Here is a 16,478-nt window from a genome sequence, read left to right as displayed (position 1 = left end):
CCTTCCGTCACCGGGTCATCGAAGCACGCCCGGAATGAGAGCTTTATTGCTCCAAGCCGGACTTGTCCCACCGTAACGTCTCGGTGACCGCATGCGCGGCCACACCGGCCACTCGTCCCCCGTCCGATCCGTTCAAGACGGACCCGGCCGGTCGCGCCTACCGTGGCCGGCATGACACCGCAGTTCGATCTGATCGGGGCCGTGGTCACCGACATGGCCCGCACGCTCGACTTCTACCGGCGGCTCGGCCTGCCGATCCCGGACGGCGCCGAGACGGAGGGGCACGTCGAGGTCACCCTGCCGAACGGCGTGCGGCTGGCCTGGGACACGGTCGAGACGATCCGCAGCTTCCACCCCGGCTACGAGCCGGCCGGCAACAACCGGATGAGCCTCGCCTTCCGGTGCGCCGACCCGGCCGAGGTGGACCGTTGGTACGCCGAGCTCACCGGCGCCGGACACCACGGCGAGTTGCCGCCGTGGGACGCGTTCTGGGGCCAGCGGTACGCGGTCCTGCACGATCCGGACGGCAACGGCGTGGACCTGTTCGCCCCGCTGCCCACGGCCGGGTAGCGGACCCGCTCCCGGCCGATCAGCCCGCTCGCGGGCGGCTGCGGGCGGGGGCGAGCAGCCGGGTCGGCGGTACCCCGGCCAGGTCCCGTACCTCGCGGGTCAGGTGGGCCTGGTCGGCGTACCCGCTGCGCGCCGCCACCTCGGCGAGCGGCGCGCCGGTGCGGGCCAGGTCCAGCGCGCGGCGCATCCGCAGGATGCGGGCCAGCGTCTTCGGGCCGTACCCGAACAGGGCCCGGCTGCGCCGGTGCAGGGCGCGCTCGCCGAGGCCGACCTCGGCGGCGGTCGCGGCGACCGAGGCCCCGGCGGCCAGACGGGCGGCGACATGCGCGGCGATCGGGTCGGGGCCGCCGGCCACGCGCAGCCGGTCGCGGGCGATCCGGATGAGCACCGCGGCGGCGGTCCCGGCACCCGGCGCGGCCAGCGCCGCCTCGACCCGCTCGGTCACCTCGGCGGCGGCGCGGCCCCACAGGTCGGCCAGCGGTACGCGGCGGTCCCGCAGATCCTCGGCCGGCACCCCGAACACGGCCGGGCCGGTCCCCGGGGGCAGGCGCAGCCCGATCCACCGGTCCCCCGGTGCCGACCGCGACAGGTGCGCGGTGCGGTCGGGACCGGCGACCAGCAGCCCGATCCGGCTGGACCAGAGCAGGTCCAGACACCCGTCGGGCAGCACGCGCGTCTCACTCCCGCCCGAGACGCTGCTCCACACCACAGCGCCCGGGACGTCCCGCGCATCCCACTCCCGGTACACGCTCCCCACCCTGCCACCTCCCCGTCGATCATGAAGTCGACGGCACCGGCACCCGGCGTGTCGCGCCGCCAACCTCATGATCGACGGGGTGGTCGGAGTGGGTCAGGGGCGGTGGTGCATGGCCAGGCGGAGCAGCAGGAAACGCAGCGCCGTCGCGGCCAGGTTGGCCGTTACCAGGACGGTCAGCTCCAACGCGCGGTTCGGGGTCGAGGTGGCGTGCAGCACGGCCAGGGAACCGCTGGTCAGGGCCAGGCCGAGCGCGAACGCGAGCAGCCCCTGGAGGTGGTGGCGGCCGGCGTGCCGGCGCCCGGTCACCCCGAACGTGAGCCGCCGGTTGGCCGCCGTGTTGGCCACCGCCGTGAGCAGCAACGCCAGCAGGTTCGCCGGTTGCGCCCCGAGCGGGCCGCGGGCCAGCACGAACAACAGCAGGTACGCGAGCGTGCTCGCCACCCCCACCGCGGCGAACCGGGCGAGCTGGCGGGGCAATCCGATCGGCACCTGCGCCGGCGGGGCGGGCAGCGGCCCTCGGCCGAGCCGGGCGCGCAACTGCGCCAGCGGCAGCGCCCCGGTCACCAGCGCCCCTCCCAGCCGCCCGATGCCGCGCAGGTCGGCCAGTGCGGTGGCGACGATGTCGACGCGGCTGTCCGGGTCGTCCGCCCAGTCCACCGGCACCTCGTGGATACGCAGCCCGGCCCGTTGCGCCAGGACCAGCAGCTCGGTGTCGAAGAACCAGCCGGTGTCGCGGACCAGCGGCAGCAGCTCGGCGGCGACGTCTGCACGGATCGCCTTGAACCCGCACTGGGCGTCGGAGAAACGCACCGCCAGCGCACCGCGCAGCAGCAGGTTGTAGCCGCGCGAGATCACCTCCCGCTTGGTGCCCCGGACCACCCGGCTGGTCCGCGCCAGCCGGGTGCCGATGGCCCGGTCCGAGTGCCCGGAGATCAGCGGCGCGACCAGTGGCAGCAGCGCGGCCAGGTCGGTGGACAGGTCCACGTCCATGTACGCGAGCACCGGCGCGGGCGAGGCCGACCAGGCGGCACGCAGCGCCCGCCCGCGTCCCTTCTCGTCCAGGCGCAGCACCCCCACCTCGGGCAGCTCGTCGGCGAGCACCCGCGCCACCGCCGGGGTGCCGTCCACGCTGGCGTTGTCGGCCACCGTGATCCGGAACGGGTACGGAAACTGCGCGGTCAGGTGCGCGTGCAGCCGCCGGACGCAGGGGCCCAGGTCGGCCCCAGCGTGGCGGCCAGGACCAGTGTGGCGACGAGCGCCCGCCGCCGGCCCGGGGCCGCGACGACCGAGGCACCCGCGACGACCGGTGCGTCCGCCACAGCGGGAACCGGAGCCGCCGCGTCTGCCGCGACCGGCGCCGAGCGGGCGCGCCACAGCAGGGTGGTCCCGATGCCGGCCAGCGCGCCGACCGCCGGGGCCAGGGCGACCGTGTAGTACGCGTGGAAGATCCCGGACATGAAGCTGAAGATCAGACCGGTGACCAGCAGCCAGCCGCCCCACAGCAGCAGACCGGCCCGGGTGCGGTCGGTACGCGGCGCCCGCCCAGCCAGCCACAGCCCCGCCACCAGCAGGATCAGCGCGGCCGGCAGTAGCCAGGAGACCTGCCCGCCGACCTCGGTGTCGAACATCCGCAGCAGCCCGGTCCGGCCGGAGAACGGCCCGCCGCCTCCCCCACCGGGCCGTCCGCCGCCGCCGACGCTGCCCACCTCGTCGCCGGTGATGCGGCCCAGGCCGTTGTAGCCGAGGGTCAGCTCCAGGATGCTGTTCTTCTGCGACCCGCCGATGTAGGGGCGGGCGCCCGCCGGCACCAGTTCGACGATCGCCACCCACCAGCCGGCGGCCACGACCACTGCCAGCCCGGCCAGCAGGAGCTGGCGGATCCGCCGTCCGGGGCCGGTCGGCGCGGCCAGCAGGTAGACCCCGGCGAAGACCGGGATCACCAGGAACGCCTGGAGCATCTTGGTGAGGAAGCCGAGGCCGACGAGCACGCCGGTCAGCGCGATCCACCGGGTGCTCGCCGTCTCGACCGCGCGCACCGTCGCGTACGCGGCGGCGACGAGCAGGAACACCAGCAGCGCGTCCGGGTTGTTGAACCGGAACATCAGCGTCGCCACCGGGGTGAGCGCGAGCACCGCCCCGGCGAGCAGGCCGGCGGCCGGGCCGTACCAGCGGCGGACGGTCGCGTACAGCACGCCGACCGAGGCGACGCCGAGCAGCGCCTGCGGCACCAGGATCGACCAGCCGTTCAGGCCGAAGATCCGCACGGAGAGCGCCATCAGCCACAGCGACGCCGGGGTCTTGTCCACAGTGATCGAGTTGGCCGCGTCCGAGGAACCGTAGAAGAACGCCGTCCAACTCTGCGACCCGGCCTGCACGGCGGCCGAGTAGAACGCGTTGGCCCAGCCGGAGGCACCCAGCCCCCACAGGTAGAGCAGCGCGGTCACGCACAGCAGACCGACGAGGGCGGGACGGGCCCAGCCCGGGTCGCGGCCGGTACGGGTCGCCAGGAGGGCCGGCTCGGTGCCGGGTGGACCGGCAGTGGGCGCGGTCGGCGGGCTCTCGGTTCTGTCCATGCCGGCAAGCCTCGGCGGGCCCGCTGGCCCGCTCCCGTGAGCGGCCTATGCGTCGGCTGTGGATCCCGGCAGCCACACCGTGAACACGGTGTGGCCGGGCCGGCTGGCCACGCCGACCCGCCCGTGGTGCGCCTCCACCACGGCGGCGACGATGGCCAGTCCGAGGCCGGTGCTGCCCTGCGTGCGGGACCGGGAGCTGTCGCCGCGCGCGAACCGCTCGAAGACCTCCGGCTGCAACTGCTCCGGGATGCCCGGCCCGTCGTCGGTGACGCGCAGCTCGACACCGCCGGGCGCGGGCGCGAGCCGGACGGTGACCGTGGTGCCGGCCGGGGTGTGCACCCGCGCGTTCGCCAGCAGGTTCGCCAGCACCTGGTGCAGCCGGTGGGCGTCGCCGGTGACGGTGAGCGGCTCGTCCGGCAGGTCGAGTTGCCAGCGGTGGTCCGGCCCGGCGACGTGCGCGTCGCTGACCGCGTTCACCGCCATGGCGGTCAGGTCGACCGGCTCGGCGGCGAGCGGGCGGCCGGAGTCCAGCCGGGCCAGCAGCAGCAGGTCGTCGACGAGGCTCGTCATCCGGGTGCTCTCCGACTCGACGCGGCGCAGCGCGTGCGCGACGTCGGGCGGCACCTCCTGGCGTCCCCGGCGGGCCACCTCGGCGTACCCGCGGATGGCGGCCAGGGGGGTGCGCAGCTCGTGGCTGGCGTCGGCGACGAACTGGCGTACCCGGGTCTCGCTCGCCTGCCGGGCGGCGAGCGCGGCGGCGACGTGGCCGAGCATCCGGTTGAGCGCGCCGCCGACCTGCCCGACCTCCGTGCGGGGGTCGGTGTCGGCGGCCGGCACCCGCACGGACAGGGCGACCTCGCCGCGGTCCAGCGGCAGCTCGGTGACCCGGGCGGCGGTGGCGGCGACGCGGTTGAGCGGGCGCAGCGTGACCCGGACGATGAGCAGGCCGAGGGCTCCGGCGATGACCAGGCCGGCGCCGATCACCCCGGCCTGCGCGACGAGCATCCACATGACCGTGTCGTCGACCTGGGCCAGCGGGATCGCGAGGACCAGCACGTCGCCGTCGCCGCGCGGCGAGGGCAGCGCGACGGCCCGGAAGTCGCCCCGGTCGCCGACGACGACGGTACGCGGGCGTTCGCCGGCGGACACGCGGGCCAGCGCGGTCAGGTCGGCGGCGGGCACCTCCTCGCTTCCGCCGCTCCCGGACCGGACCCGGCCGACGGGTTCGGCGGTGGCGGGCACCCGGACCGCGATCGAGCCCGGCGGGAAGCCGCCAGGGGGGTCGGGCGCCACCTCGTCGGAGTCCGGCGGGGTGGGCCGTAGGTCCGGGCGCGGCGGGTCCATCCCGCGGCGGGCCCAGCGTTCGAAGTCGGCGGGCCGCCGGTCGCCGAAGGTGAGCTGGTTGTCGATCTGATCGATCAGGAAGTGCCGCAGCGCGACCGTGGTCAGGCCGCCGATGCCGACGCTGACCAGCGCGAGCAGCGCCACCACGGAGAGCACCAGGCGGCGGCGCAGCGACCAGCCGGCCAGGCGGCGGCGCAGTCGGCCGCCCCTGTCACTCGGCGGGCTTGAGGACATAGCCCGCCCCGCGCAGCGTGTGGATCATGGGCGCGCGGCCCGCGTCGATCTTCTTGCGCAGGTACGAGATGTACAGCTCGACCACGTTCGCCTGGCCGCCGAAGTCGTAGTTCCACACCCGGTCGAGGATCTGCGCCTTGCTGAGCACGCGGCGCGGGTTGCGCATGAGGTAGCGCAGCAGCTCGAACTCGGTGGCGGTGAGCGTGACCAGGTCGTCGCCGCGGCGTACCTCGTGGCTGTCCTCGTCGAGGGTGAGGTCGCCGACGGTGAGCACCGCCTCCTGGCGGGCGGCGACCGCGAAGCCGGAGCGGCGCAGCAGCGCACGCAGCCGGGCGATCACCTCCTCCAGGCTGAACGGCTTGGTGACGTAGTCGTCGCCGCCGACGGTGAGCCCGGCGACGCGTTCCTCCACGGCGTCGCGGGCGGTGAGGAACAGCACCGGCACGCTCGGGAACTGTTCGCGCAGGCGGCGCAGCACCTGGAAGCCGTCCAGGTCGGGCAGCATCACGTCGAGCACCACGGCGTCCGGGCGGAACTGGCGGGCGGTGGTGACCGCCGCCATCCCGCTGCCGGCGGTGGCGACCTGCCAGCCCTCGTACCGCAGGGCCATCGAGAGCAGGTCGGTGAGCGTCGGCTCGTCGTCGACGACGAGCACCCGCACCGGTTCGCCGTCCGGTCGGCGCAGCTCGATGCGGCCCTGCGCGGACTGCGCGTTCATGACCATGCCCCCATCGTGGGCGGACCCGCTGTCGGCGGGCTGTCCCGATCCTGTGTACCAGCTGTGCGCACCGCCCGACGGCGATCCGGGCAGGCCCGGGGCGGGTCTTCCACACTCGGGCTACCCGGTGGTAACTTCCCGGCATGTCCATCGACGGTCGTGTTTCCGGCCGGTTGGCCGGCAAGGTGGTGCTGGTGACCGGCGCCGCCCGGGGCATCGGCGAGCACACCGCCCGCCTCGCCGCGGCCCGCGGCGCCCGGTTGTCCCTCGTCGGGCTGGAACCCGACCGGCTCGCCGCGCTCGCCGCCGAGCTGGGCCCCGGGCACGTCTGGTTCGCCGCCGACGTCACCGACCAGGACGCCCTCGCGGCGGCGGTCGACGGGACACGGGCGGCGCTGGGCGGGATCGACGCGGTGGTCGCCAACGCCGGGGTCGCCAACCGCGGCACGATCGCCGTCGGCGACGTCGAGGCGCTGGTGCGTACCGTCGAGGTCAACCTGATCGGGGTGATGCGCACCGCCGCGGCGACGGTTCCGGCGCTCGTCGACCGGGGTGGCTACCTGCTCATCGTCTCCTCGGCCGCGGCGTTCGCCGCGCTACCCGGCATGGCTGCCTACTGCGCCTCCAAGGCCGGCGTCGAGCAGTTCGGCAACGCGGTCCGGCTGGAGCTGGCACACCGGGGCGTGGCGGTCGGCACCGCCCATCCGTCGTGGGTGGACACCGACCTGGTCCGCGAGGCGCGCGCCGACCTGCCCGCCTTCGAAACGGCGCTGGCCAGGCTGCCCTGGCCGCTGCGACGTACCACCACGGTGGCCGAGTGCGCCGGGGCGTTCGTCCGGGCGATCGAGCGCCGCAGCCGCCGGGTGTACGTGCCGCGCGCCGTGGCCGGCGTGCAGGCCGTACGGTCGGTGCTGGTCAGCCCACTGGCCGACCGGCTGGTGGGCCGCACCGCCCGGGCCACCGTCCCGCTCATCGAGGAGCAGTCCCGGGCACTGGGCCGGGGCTTCGGCGCCAGCACGCCGCAGGGGCGGCCGTGACCGCGCCGGTGGACGTCGTCTACGAGCGGCGCGGCGCCGGGCCCGCGCTGGTGCTGCTGCACGGCATCGGTCACCACTGGGCCGCCTGGCGTCCGGTGCTGGACCGGCTCGCCGAGGCGCACGACGTGATCGCCGTCGACCTGCCGGGCTTCGGCCGCTCCCCGGTGCCCGCCGCCGGGCTGCCCGCCGACATGCCCGGCCTCGCCGTGGCCATGGTCGAGTTGTTCGCCGCGTTCGGACTGGAGCGCCCGCACGTCGCGGGCAACAGCCTCGGCGGCGCGATCGCCCTCGAACTGGCCGCGCTCGGCGCGGTCTCGTCGGCCACCGCGCTGTCGCCGGCCGGGTTCTGCACCGCGCGCGAGCTGCGCTGGGCGCTGACCGTGCTCTCCCTGCACCGCAACGCGGCCCGGCTGCCCGAACCGGTGCTGCGCCGCCTGTTCGCCGCGCCCGCCCTGCGGATGCTGGCGATGGGCATGATCCTGGCCCGGCCCGACCGGATGGCACTGGACGACGCGGTCGCCGACGCCCGCGCGCTGCGCCGGGCGCGGGCGTTCCGCGCCGTCGCCCGTGCCGGGCGGGGGTACGCCTACGCGGGCGCGCCGACCGTGCCGGTGACGATCGCCTGGGGCACGCGGGACCGGATCCTGCCGTACCGGCAGGCCGCGCTGGCGCGTACCCGGCTACCCGGCGCCCGGCACCTGGACCTGCCCGGCTGCGGGCACGTACCGATGCACGACGACCCGGAGCTGGTCGCCTCGGTCATCCTCGGCACGACCGGCGTGCGGCCGGCCTGACGCCTCGCGGAGACCTCACTCGGTCGCGCCGAACGGGAACGTGTGCACGTACCGCATCGTCCAGCCGCCGAGGGAGGCGTGGTCCTCGCGCTCGTAGAGGTGGTCGGCCACCCCCTGGGCCGGTTCCTCCGGATGGCGCAGCACCCACCGGGGCGGCGGCGCGCCGTCCGGCCCGGCGGGCAGATCCCGGGTCAGCTCGTCGGCCGGCCCGCCGACGAACCGTACGCGCACCGCGGCCACCGCTGCCCTCCGTCCGTCGACGCCCTCGCCGCGAAGCTACCCCGCCGGAGTGCGAACCCTCGGCGGTTTGCACAGCTCGGGGGCCGGGTAGCGGACCGGAGGGCACCGGACGAGGCGAGGAGTGGGCGATGAGGACGCTGGGCGGGCGGTACGAGCTCGAACAGCGGGCCGGCCTGGGTGGCATGTCGGAGGTGTGGCGCGCACACGACCGCGTGCTGGACCGGACCGTCGCGGTGAAGCTCATCTCGCCCGCGCTGGACGACGACGCCGGCTCGGTGGACCGCATCCGGGCCGAGGCGCGTTCGGCGGCGCGGCTGGTGCACCCGAACGTCGCCAGCGTGCACGACTTCGGCACTGCGACACTGCCGGACGGGCGGCCGGTGCCGTACATCGTGATGGAGCTGGCCGAGGGCGAGACGCTCGCCGAGCACCTGCGCACCGGGCCGCTGGACTGGCGGATCGCGGTGCGGGTCTGCGCCGAGGTGTGCGCCGCACTGGCCGCCGCGCACGCGCACGGCATCGTCCACCGGGACGTGAAGCCCGCGAACGTGATCCTCACCCCGTGCGGGGTGAAGGTGCTCGACTTCGGCATCGCCACCCCGGCCGGCGCGACCGACCACACACCGGACGGCGTCGTGGTGGGCACCCCTGCGTACCTGGCGCCGGAGCAGCTCGACCGCCGACCCGCCACTCCGGCCGCCGACATGTATGCCCTGGGCGTGCTGCTCTACTACTGCCTCACCGGCGAGCTGCCGTACGAGGCGGGCAGCACCACCCAGCTGCTCGGGTCGCGCCGCCGCCGGCCGCCCCGCCCGCTGCCCGAGGTTCCCGGCCTGCCGGGCGAGGTGGCCGAGCTCGTCCGCCGCTGCCTCGACGCCGACCCGTGCGCCCGGCCGACCAGCCCGATGGCCGCGCTGCTGCTGGCCGAGGCCGTGGACGCCCGGGTCTACGTGCCGATGACCGCGATGCCGCCCCGGCAGCGCGCGCCGCAGGTCTCGCCGTGGACCAGCCGGGCCGCCGCCGAGGTCACCGAGGCGATGGCCGTCGACGCCGCGCCGAGCGGCCGGGTCGGCTGAGCAAGCGTACTGGCTGCCCGGGCACGGTTTCGCCGCTCGGGGTCCGGGAACGCGGCCCGGTGAGTGACGGGAGGAACGCGATGCCGGATCCGAGTTCCTGGCTGGCCGAGACGGCCACGGCGACCGCGGCGGGCGGTCACGTACGCACCGACGACGGCGGGCTCTCCTCCGCCCTGGCGTCCCCGCTGGCGCCGCACTGCAACGGCCTGACGCCGGAACAGCTTCTGGCCGCGGCATTCGCCTCCTGCCTGCACCACGCGGCGGTGGAGGCGGCCGGGGAGATCACCGACGAGGCGCACACAGTGCAGGTGACCGCCGAGGCGAAGCTGGGCCGCGACGACGACGGCCGGTACCGGGCCGACGTGCACGCCGAGATCTCCTCGGCGGGACTGACCCGGGACCAGCTGGCCGACCTGGTCGCGTACGCCGACCGGCTCTGGCCGTTCTCCAGCGGCGACCCGAGCCGGCACCGCCTCACCGTGACCCCGGCGGAGAACGGCCGGCACTGAGCCGTCACCAGCGGAAGCCGGCGGTCACCGCCCGGTGGTCGCTGTCCGGGGTGCGCAGCACCCCGGCGGTGGTCGGCGTCAGTCCCCGATAGAGGACGTGGTCCGGGCGGGTGACCGGCAGCTCCGCCGGCCAGGTGAACCCGAATCCCTGCCCGGCCTCGGCCTGGGCGTCGCCGAGCAGCCGGGTCAGCGGGTCGAAGACCCGGTCGGTGGTGGCGGTGTTCAGGTCGCCGAGCACCACCAGCCGGTCGGCCGGGTCGGCACGCACGGCGTCGGCCAGCGCGGCGACGGTCTGGTCCCGGGTGGCGGTGTGCCCGGCCCGCGCGGAGCCGAGGTGGACCACGTACACGGTCAGGTCGCCCCGAGGCGCGGCGACCACGGCCCGCAGCGCGCGGTCCCAGCCCAGCCCGGTGTCGACGCCGCGCGCCTCCCGGACCGGCCACCGGCTCCACAGCGCGACGGTCGACACCACCGCCCGGTGCGGGTAGCGCTCGGCCAGCACGGGCGCCACCCGGTCGCCGTCGGCGACCTCCTGGAGCCCGATCAGGTCCGGGGCGCCGCCGGTGAGCGCGCCGACGGTGGCTGCCGGATCCGGGTTGCCCACGCGCAGGTTCTGACTGACCACGCGGACCGCGGCGCCGTCCGCGCCGGCGGCCGGGGGCAGCCACGCGCGGCCGTAGAGCCCGGCCCAGACCAGCGCCGGCAGCAGCACCGCCAGCAGCGCCGGCCGGGAGCGGCGCAGCAGCGCCGCGAGCGCGAGCAGCGGTACGGCGATCCCGAGCAGCGGGGTGACGCTGTCCACCAGGCTGCCCAGGCCGTGCACGTTCGGCACCAGCCGGTGCCCGGCCAGCAGCAGCGTGAGCAGCATGGCGCAGGCGATGACGATCGTGCCGCGCCGGCCGGGAGGGCCGGGCGGGCGCTGGTCGGCCGTCTGCTGCGTCACCGCCGGAATCGTATCGAGCACCCGGGCCGCCGTGCGGCGGCCTCGTCATGATCCACAGATCCCGGCGGGTCGGCGTTCCGCCGCCGGGCGAGGACCGGCCGACCAGGGCACCCTCGGCCGAACGGCGGACCCCGGCACGGGCCGCCGTCCACCGGGCCGACCGCCCGTTTCACACCGCCGAAACCGACATAGGCATTCTTCCGGGTACGCGTGGTTAGCGGTCTTCATGATCCGCCACACCGAATGCCGTCCACGAATCCGGCAGATTGTGGCGCATGCCACCAATCACCCCGATGGCAAAGTGCGTGAAGCTCTCTAGCCTCGGCGGGTGCACCCCGACCACCCCGATCATCAGCCGCTACCCACCAACCGCCCGGTTCGCCGAACGATTGACCCGGCATCAGCCGAACGGAGGGTGGGACGTCACCGCGCCCCGGAGCCGCCACGACGCGGCCCGGCCCGGTCCGTACCCGGCCGGATCGCGGTGGCCACCGGCGTCACCTGCTGCCTCGGCCTGATCGGCGTGGCAGGAGTCGGCGAGAGCAGCCCGGCGCACCTGGAGGTACGCGAGGCGGTCGCCGACCGCGCCGCCGCCGACCAGCGCGCCTCCCGCGACTTCACCCGGCTCCCGCCACCGGCCGCGGCCGCCCTGCCGCCGCCGGCTCCCACACCCGGCGCCACCCCGGCGACGAAGAAGCCGCCGCGCAAGCCCGTCCGGCCCGAACGCCCTCGCCCGGTCGCCGGCCTCGACCAGCGGCAGATGGACAACGCCAAGGCGATCGTCGACGTGGGGCGGGAGATGAAGATGCCCCGCCGGGCCCTGGTCGTCGCGGTGGCCACCGCCATGCAGGAGAGCAACCTCTACAACCTGGCCAGCGACGTGCTGCCGGAGTCCTTCGACCACCCGCACCAGGGCAGCGGCTCCGACCACGACTCGGTCGGGCTGTTCCAGCAGCGCCCCAGCAGCGGCTGGGGCACCGTCGCCCAGCTCATGCGGCCGGCGTACGCGGCCCGGGCCTTCTACGCCGCGCTGCGCGAGGTGCCGGGCTGGGAGGACATGAGCGTCACCGCCGCCGCCCAGGCGGTGCAGGTGTCCGCCTACCCCGACGCGTACGCCCGGCACGAGAAGCGCGCCACGACTGTGGTGGCGGCGCTGGTCTGACCCGGCGCGGGTCAGGCGGCGCTGCGCCCGGCACCACCGGGCCGTACGCTCGCCGCGGCGGTGGGGGTGTCCACCGCCACCCGCTCACCACGTGTCCCGGCCAGGATCTCGTCGACCCGGGACTCCCGGCGGCGGCGCGCCAGCAGGGCCGCCTCGAACTCGCGGCGTGCCCGCACGGCCTCGGCGTACGCCTCCTCCCGCACCCGGCGGGCCTCCTCGCGCGCGGCCTCCAGCTCGGCGCGGGCCTGCGCCAGCAGTTCGGCGGCCTCCCGTTCGGCCGCCGACGGGCGGGACGCGTCCCCTTCGACCGGAGCGGTGCGGCGACGCAGGAAGTCGCACAGGTGCAGGGCGTCCGACCGGATCTGGTCCCACTCCCGGCCGGCCCCGGCGGCGCCCTCCGCACGCGCCGCCAGCCGCCCCAGCCGCAGGCCCAGCTCGTCCAGGCAGGCGTCGACCTGTCGCCTGTCGTAGCCGGCCTCCACCACCGAGAACCTCATGCGTCGCCCCCCAGGCAGCCGGTGTGCGTCCTCACCTGCCGATCCTGCGGCCCGGGCGATCCCGGGCGCGGCCGTTCCCGCAAAATGTTCAGGATGCGGAGGCCCGGACTTCCCGCCCCTACTGGTGCTTCGGGAGCACGACCACCCGTCCGAAGAACTCGTCGATGCGACGCACCACGTCGTTGAAGTCGTCCAGGTCGATCGGCTTCGTCACGTACGCGTTGGCCTGCAACGTGTAGCTGCTGACCACGTCGGTGTCGGCGTTGGAGGTGGTGAGCACGACGATCGGGATGGTCCGCAGGCTCTCGTCACCCTTGACCTCGCCGAGCACCTGCCGCCCGTCCATCCGGGGCATGTTCAGGTCGAGCAGGATCACGTCCGGGCGCTGCGCCTCGGTGTGCCGGCCCTCGCGGCGGAGGAACTCCATCGCCTCCTGGCCGTCGGCGACCACGTCGATGACCTTGTCGACGTCGGAGTCGGCGAGCGCCTCCTCGATCATCAGAACGTCGCCCGGGTCGTCGTCCACCACCAGGATGCGGACAGGGCTGGGACTGGTCTGACCCATCGGTTTACCTGCTTCGTGGTGAGGAGGGCGTCCGGCCCTGCGGCCGGCTGCTGGCGGGGAAATGTACCGGATCAGGGGGCGGCCGGCGCGGCCGGGTCGGCGGTGTCGCGGCCGTGGTGGAGCACCTCGGCCAGCCCGGTCACCTGGAGCACCCGGGCGACCCGCCCGGTCGCCCCGGTCAGGCGCAGCCAGCCGCCGCCGGCGGCGGCGAGGTTGTCCCCCCGGACGAAGGCCGCGATACCGGTGGAGTCGCAGAATGTCAGGTCGGTGAGATCGAGAAGCAGCTCGCGCCGCCCCTCGGCGACCAGCCGGTCGATCGTCGAGTTGAGCTCGCCGGCCGTGCTGAGGTCGAGTTCGCCGGCCAGCCGGACGCAGGTGCCGCCCCCGTCCCGCTGGGCGTACGTGACGGTGAACGTCACACTGGCCCCCCTCGCTCCCACCGCAGGCGAATCCTTGCAGTGGTGCAAGTATATGTGACGGCCGGTCGGAAGCCCGTCAGCGGCCCGCCGCCGTCAGCCCGCCCACCAGAGCACGGCCCCGGTCGAGGAAGGCGGCAGCACGCGGGAAGTCGCGCAGCTGCTGTCCATAGTGCTCCAGCGTCGACCCGACCGCGCCCGCCGGCACACCCCGGCTGACCAGTATCTCCATCAGCCACTCGACGAACCCGGTGAACAGCGTCGCGTCGTCCACGTAGAGCGCGGCGGCCAGGAAGTCCACGATGTAGCCGAGGTCGCTGATGGTGGAGTCGAGCTGCGCCGGGGTGTAGCCGGCCGTCGACGGCACCCGCTCCCGCAGGTCGGCCAGGGCGCTGTCGATCAGCTCGCCGCGCCGCTTGACCAGGCTGGCGTACTCGTCGTCGGCCAGGTGGTCCAGCCGCGCGGGCGGCGTCTCGCGCAACGCCCGCTCGTCGGCGACGAGGTCCGCCGCCGCGGCGGCGTCGGGCGCCCACGGCACACCGAGCACCCGGGCCCAGCGGCCGTCGTCGCCGAAGCCCCGGCCGCCGACCAGCACCGGCACGTCGGAGCGGCGGCACGCCTCCACCATCCGGTGGGCGTGCGGCAGCCGCATCGGCAGGGCGCAGGCGAGCGCCACCGCCTCCGCGTCGTAGCGGTGCAGGTAGGACACCAGGTGCGCGGCCGGGACGCTGGCCCCGAGGAAGACGACCTGCCAGCCGCGCAGCCGCAGCACCTCGGCCACCAGCCGGGCCGGCAGCGCGTGCCACTCACCGTCCATGCAGGCCATCACGATCCGCCCCCGGGTCGGGCGGGGATCGGCGTACGCGGCCACCGCGGCCACCACCCGCTCGCTGATGTGGGTGGCGGCGTGCTCCTCGGCGACGCTCCACTCGTTGCGGGCCCAGCGTTCGCCCACCTCGGCCTGGGCCGGGGCGACCAGATCCAGCAGCACCCGCTCGGCCGGCACACCCGCCTCCAGCAGCCCTCGGGCCGTCGCCACGGCGGCGGACTCGTCGGCGTCGGCCAGGCACTCCAGGTAGTGGGTGAAGGCGTGGCCCGGGTCGGCATCGACGGTCGGCACGGTCACGCGGACAACTCCCTCGATCGCTCGGCCACGGCCGGATCCGGCACCGCGTGCAGGTGCCGCGGCGCCCGCCCCGCCGGGCCGGTGGCCCGCAGCGCCAGCACGGCGATGTCGTCGTGGTCGCCGTGGGCGAGCCAGTCGCAGGTCACCTGCTCGACCCGCTCGGCGAGCGCCGGCGCGGGCATCCGGTGGCAGCCGGTCACCGCGGTGAGCAGCCGCTCGGCGCCGAACTGCTCGTCACCACGCCGGCCGCCGCGAGCCTCGGTCACCCCGTCGCTGTAGAACAGGCAGGTCTCCCCCGGCGCCAGGTGTACCGTCTCCTCGCCGATGCGGGGATCGGGCACCACGCCGATCAGCATGCCGCGCAGCGGCACCACCTCGACCTCGCCGGACTCCCGCAGCACCAGCGGCGGCAGGTGCCCGCCGCCGGCCAGGGTCAGCGTCAGGCCGCCGTCGCGGTGCGGCCGGGCCACGCCGAGCACCATGGTGGCGAACCGGCCCTGCCCGTGCGCCTGCGTGGTCTCCAGCAACGCGTCGTTGAGCAACTTCAGCAGCCGCCCCGGCTGGGTCTCGACCCGGTGCAACGCCTGGAGGCACTGGCGCAGCTGGCCGGTGAACACGGCCGCCTCCACGCCCTTGCCGGACACGTCACCGAGAAAGAAGACGGACCCGCCGTCGGCGAGCCGGTGCGAGCCGTAGAAGTCGCCGCCGATGCGCAGACCGGCCTGCGCCGGCCGGTACGCGGTGCCCCACTGCACGCCCGTCGCCGAGGCCGGCTCGACCGGCAGCAGACTGGCCTGCAAGGTGTCGGCGACCTCGGCCTGGTCGCGGTAGAGCATGGCGGTGGTCAGCGCCGCGCCCGCCCGGGCCGCGAACGCGCGGACCAGGTCCACGTCGGCCTCGTCGTACCAGCGGTCGGCGCGCCGGGCCACCAGCAGCGCACCGGCCGGCGCCTCCCGGCCGGGCAGCGGCACCACCCGCGCGGTGGCGCCGGAGGCGTCCAGGCCGGGCAGCCAGCCCGCTTCGGCGGCCTGCTCGACCAGCCAGTCCAGCTCGTGCGGCTCGGCGCCGGCCAGGCCGGCCTCGATGGCCGCGGGAAGCGCCGTGGCGGGCAGCACCCCGCTGTCCACCACCGGCGGCCGGTCGTCCGCGCGTACCGCCCGCCACCAGCGGGCGCGGCCGGAGCGGGGGGCGAGGACGAGGACCGCCACGTCGGCCGCCGCGGGTACGGCCAGCCGCACGACGGCGGCGGCGGCCCGGTCCGGGTGCAGCGGGTTGCCGAGCTTCTCGCCGACCACGGCGAGGAACGCCGAGCGGGCCCGCTCGGCGAGCAGCGCGTCGGCCCGGCTGACGCTCTCGGTGACGTCGTCGACGTACCAGCAGCGCCGGCGGTGGGACAACGCGACCGGGCGTACGCGCAGCCGCCGCCCGTGGTGGGTGAACTCGGCCGGGCCGTCGCCGCGCAGCGGGACCGAGCCGGCGGCGGCCAGCACCTCGCCGGGCGTCACCTCGGGGACCAGCCGCTCCGCGACCGGGCTCACGTGCTGGACGACACCGTCGGCGTCGCACACGACCAGGCCCTCGCGGAAGTGCTCGACCACCTCGGACCAGTTTCCGACGGCGAGGTCGCGGTCGGCTGCCAGCGGCGGCAGGGCGGACGACATCGGCGCGACGGCGGACCACGCCGGAGCCCGTGCGGCACTCGGTGTGGAGATCCGTCCGTCGCCCGGGTCGGCATCCCTGACGTCGGCAGAAGTCACCAGCTGAGCCCCACTCTCCTCGTCGACACCCGGGGGCACCCGGTACGGCGCCTGTGGTCACGTCTCGACGTCCACCCTACGCCGGTGTGCCGCGACCGCCACCCCACGGCGCTGCCGGCCGGATCGCGCGTCCGGCGATGTGATGGCGCTGTTGTTACGA

18 protein-coding genes are annotated in these 16,478 nt (G+C 75.5%); 6 read left to right on the top strand and 12 right to left on the bottom strand.

All coding sequences use genetic code 11. From position 1 onward, the window contains the following. Window positions 1-171: 171 nt before the first annotated feature. Window positions 172-570 (top strand): VOC family protein, encoded by a 399-nt coding sequence (locus KSK32_RS25920; protein ID WP_216933558.1) that lies wholly within the window; start codon window positions 172-174, stop codon window positions 568-570. A gap of 19 nt (window positions 571-589) precedes the next feature. On the opposite strand, the gene KSK32_RS25915 is transcribed toward KSK32_RS25920, so the two are convergent. From KSK32_RS25915 to KSK32_RS25895, 5 genes are all read right to left on the bottom strand, one after another. After that, the gene (locus KSK32_RS25915) at window positions 590-1,318 is read right to left on the bottom strand and encodes a helix-turn-helix transcriptional regulator (protein WP_216936362.1); all 729 of its coding nucleotides are present in this window, start codon (window positions 1,316-1,318) and stop codon (window positions 590-592) included. A 102-nt stretch (window positions 1,319-1,420) separates the two neighbouring features. Next, window positions 1,421-2,542 carry a dolichyl-phosphate beta-glucosyltransferase gene (locus tag KSK32_RS25910; protein ID WP_216936360.1) on the bottom strand — a complete coding sequence of 374 codons (1,122 nt, stop codon included), beginning with the start codon at window positions 2,540-2,542 and terminating at the stop codon, window positions 1,421-1,423. Next, on the bottom strand, window positions 2,506-3,900 hold the full coding sequence (locus KSK32_RS25905) for an ArnT family glycosyltransferase (RefSeq protein WP_374226727.1): 1,395 nt from the start codon (window positions 3,898-3,900) through the stop codon (window positions 2,506-2,508). Before KSK32_RS25905 ends, KSK32_RS25910 begins: the two co-directional genes overlap by 37 nt. Before the next feature lie 45 nt (window positions 3,901-3,945). Beyond that, window positions 3,946-5,478, bottom strand: a complete 1,533-nt coding sequence (locus KSK32_RS25900) for a cell wall metabolism sensor histidine kinase WalK (protein WP_216933557.1) — start codon at window positions 5,476-5,478, stop codon at window positions 3,946-3,948. Beyond that, entirely contained in the window at window positions 5,456-6,202 is a 747-nt protein-coding gene (locus tag KSK32_RS25895) for a response regulator transcription factor (protein ID WP_374226726.1), read from the bottom strand. The genes KSK32_RS25900 and KSK32_RS25895 overlap by 23 nt, the downstream gene beginning before the upstream one ends. Before the next feature lie 137 nt (window positions 6,203-6,339). Here KSK32_RS25895 and KSK32_RS25890 point away from each other — a divergent pair, with 137 nt between their 5' ends. Both KSK32_RS25890 and KSK32_RS25885 read left to right on the top strand, forming a co-directional pair. Then, window positions 6,340-7,233 carry an SDR family oxidoreductase gene (locus KSK32_RS25890; protein ID WP_216933556.1) on the top strand — a complete coding sequence of 298 codons (894 nt, stop codon included), beginning with the start codon at window positions 6,340-6,342 and terminating at the stop codon, window positions 7,231-7,233. Then, on the top strand, window positions 7,230-8,027 hold the full coding sequence (locus tag KSK32_RS25885) for an alpha/beta fold hydrolase (RefSeq protein ID WP_216933555.1): 798 nt from the start codon (window positions 7,230-7,232) through the stop codon (window positions 8,025-8,027). Before KSK32_RS25890 ends, KSK32_RS25885 begins: the two co-directional genes overlap by 4 nt. Before the next feature lie 15 nt (window positions 8,028-8,042). Here the strand turns inward: KSK32_RS25885 and KSK32_RS25880 are convergent, their stop codons facing one another. Next, on the bottom strand, window positions 8,043-8,267 hold the full coding sequence (locus KSK32_RS25880; protein WP_216933554.1) for a hypothetical protein: 225 nt from the start codon (window positions 8,265-8,267) through the stop codon (window positions 8,043-8,045). Between the two features lie 128 nt (window positions 8,268-8,395). Here KSK32_RS25880 and KSK32_RS25875 point away from each other — a divergent pair, with 128 nt between their 5' ends. Next, the gene (locus KSK32_RS25875; protein WP_216933553.1) at window positions 8,396-9,343 is read left to right on the top strand and encodes a serine/threonine-protein kinase; all 948 of its coding nucleotides are present in this window, start codon (window positions 8,396-8,398) and stop codon (window positions 9,341-9,343) included. Between the two features lie 80 nt (window positions 9,344-9,423). Beyond that, window positions 9,424-9,852 (top strand): OsmC family protein, encoded by a 429-nt coding sequence (locus KSK32_RS25870; RefSeq protein WP_216933552.1) that lies wholly within the window; start codon window positions 9,424-9,426, stop codon window positions 9,850-9,852. Window positions 9,853-9,856: 4 nt separating this feature from the next. On the opposite strand, the gene KSK32_RS25865 is transcribed toward KSK32_RS25870, so the two are convergent. Beyond that, window positions 9,857-10,795, bottom strand: a complete 939-nt coding sequence (locus KSK32_RS25865) for an endonuclease/exonuclease/phosphatase family protein (RefSeq protein WP_216933551.1) — start codon at window positions 10,793-10,795, stop codon at window positions 9,857-9,859. A 328-nt stretch (window positions 10,796-11,123) separates the two neighbouring features. Between KSK32_RS25865 and KSK32_RS25860 the strand changes: the two genes are divergently transcribed. Continuing rightward, entirely contained in the window at window positions 11,124-11,957 is an 834-nt protein-coding gene (locus tag KSK32_RS25860; protein ID WP_216933550.1) for a hypothetical protein, read from the top strand. A gap of 11 nt (window positions 11,958-11,968) precedes the next feature. On the opposite strand, the gene KSK32_RS25855 is transcribed toward KSK32_RS25860, so the two are convergent. The 5 genes from KSK32_RS25855 to KSK32_RS25835 all read right to left on the bottom strand — a co-directional run bounded on the left by KSK32_RS25855 (window position 11,969) and on the right by KSK32_RS25835 (window position 16,222). Then, window positions 11,969-12,454, bottom strand: coding sequence for an ATPase (locus KSK32_RS25855; protein ID WP_216933549.1), 486 nt, complete (start codon window positions 12,452-12,454; stop codon window positions 11,969-11,971). Between the two features lie 118 nt (window positions 12,455-12,572). Next, window positions 12,573-13,019, bottom strand: coding sequence for a response regulator (locus KSK32_RS25850; protein ID WP_120570165.1), 447 nt, complete (start codon window positions 13,017-13,019; stop codon window positions 12,573-12,575). Window positions 13,020-13,090: 71 nt separating this feature from the next. Next, entirely contained in the window at window positions 13,091-13,438 is a 348-nt protein-coding gene (locus tag KSK32_RS25845; protein ID WP_216933548.1) for an STAS domain-containing protein, read from the bottom strand. 76 nt (window positions 13,439-13,514) lie between these two features. After that, complete coding sequence (locus tag KSK32_RS25840) at window positions 13,515-14,561, bottom strand: B12-binding domain-containing protein (RefSeq protein WP_216933547.1); 1,047 nt, start codon at window positions 14,559-14,561, stop codon at window positions 13,515-13,517. Beyond that, window positions 14,558-16,222 carry a PP2C family protein-serine/threonine phosphatase gene (locus tag KSK32_RS25835; protein WP_254187189.1) on the bottom strand — a complete coding sequence of 555 codons (1,665 nt, stop codon included), beginning with the start codon at window positions 16,220-16,222 and terminating at the stop codon, window positions 14,558-14,560. The genes KSK32_RS25840 and KSK32_RS25835 overlap by 4 nt, the downstream gene beginning before the upstream one ends. Between the last annotated feature and the right edge of the window lie 256 nt (window positions 16,223-16,478).

The sequence above is a fragment of the Micromonospora sp. WMMB482 genome, assembly GCF_019038635.1.
Lineage (GTDB): Bacteria > Actinomycetota > Actinomycetes > Mycobacteriales > Micromonosporaceae > Micromonospora > Micromonospora marina.
This window is presented reverse-complemented; position numbering and strand designations above follow the sequence as displayed.

Coding starts and splice junctions, on each gene's coding strand:
- KSK32_RS25920 (WP_216933558.1), top strand. CDS start 172: ATGACACCGCAGTTCGATCTGATCGGGGCCGTGGTCACCGACATGGCC.
- KSK32_RS25905 (WP_374226727.1), bottom strand. CDS start 3,900: ATGGACAGAACCGAGAGCCCGCCGACCGCGCCCACTGCCGGTCCACCC.
- KSK32_RS25900 (WP_216933557.1), bottom strand. CDS start 5,478: ATGTCCTCAAGCCCGCCGAGTGACAGGGGCGGCCGACTGCGCCGCCGC.
- KSK32_RS25895 (WP_374226726.1), bottom strand. CDS start 6,202: ATGGTCATGAACGCGCAGTCCGCGCAGGGCCGCATCGAGCTGCGCCGA.
- KSK32_RS25890 (WP_216933556.1), top strand. CDS start 6,340: ATGTCCATCGACGGTCGTGTTTCCGGCCGGTTGGCCGGCAAGGTGGTG.
- KSK32_RS25875 (WP_216933553.1), top strand. CDS start 8,396: ATGAGGACGCTGGGCGGGCGGTACGAGCTCGAACAGCGGGCCGGCCTG.
- KSK32_RS25870 (WP_216933552.1), top strand. CDS start 9,424: ATGCCGGATCCGAGTTCCTGGCTGGCCGAGACGGCCACGGCGACCGCG.
- KSK32_RS25855 (WP_216933549.1), bottom strand. CDS start 12,454: ATGAGGTTCTCGGTGGTGGAGGCCGGCTACGACAGGCGACAGGTCGAC.
- KSK32_RS25850 (WP_120570165.1), bottom strand. CDS start 13,019: ATGGGTCAGACCAGTCCCAGCCCTGTCCGCATCCTGGTGGTGGACGAC.
- KSK32_RS25835 (WP_254187189.1), bottom strand. CDS start 16,222: ATGTCGTCCGCCCTGCCGCCGCTGGCAGCCGACCGCGACCTCGCCGTC.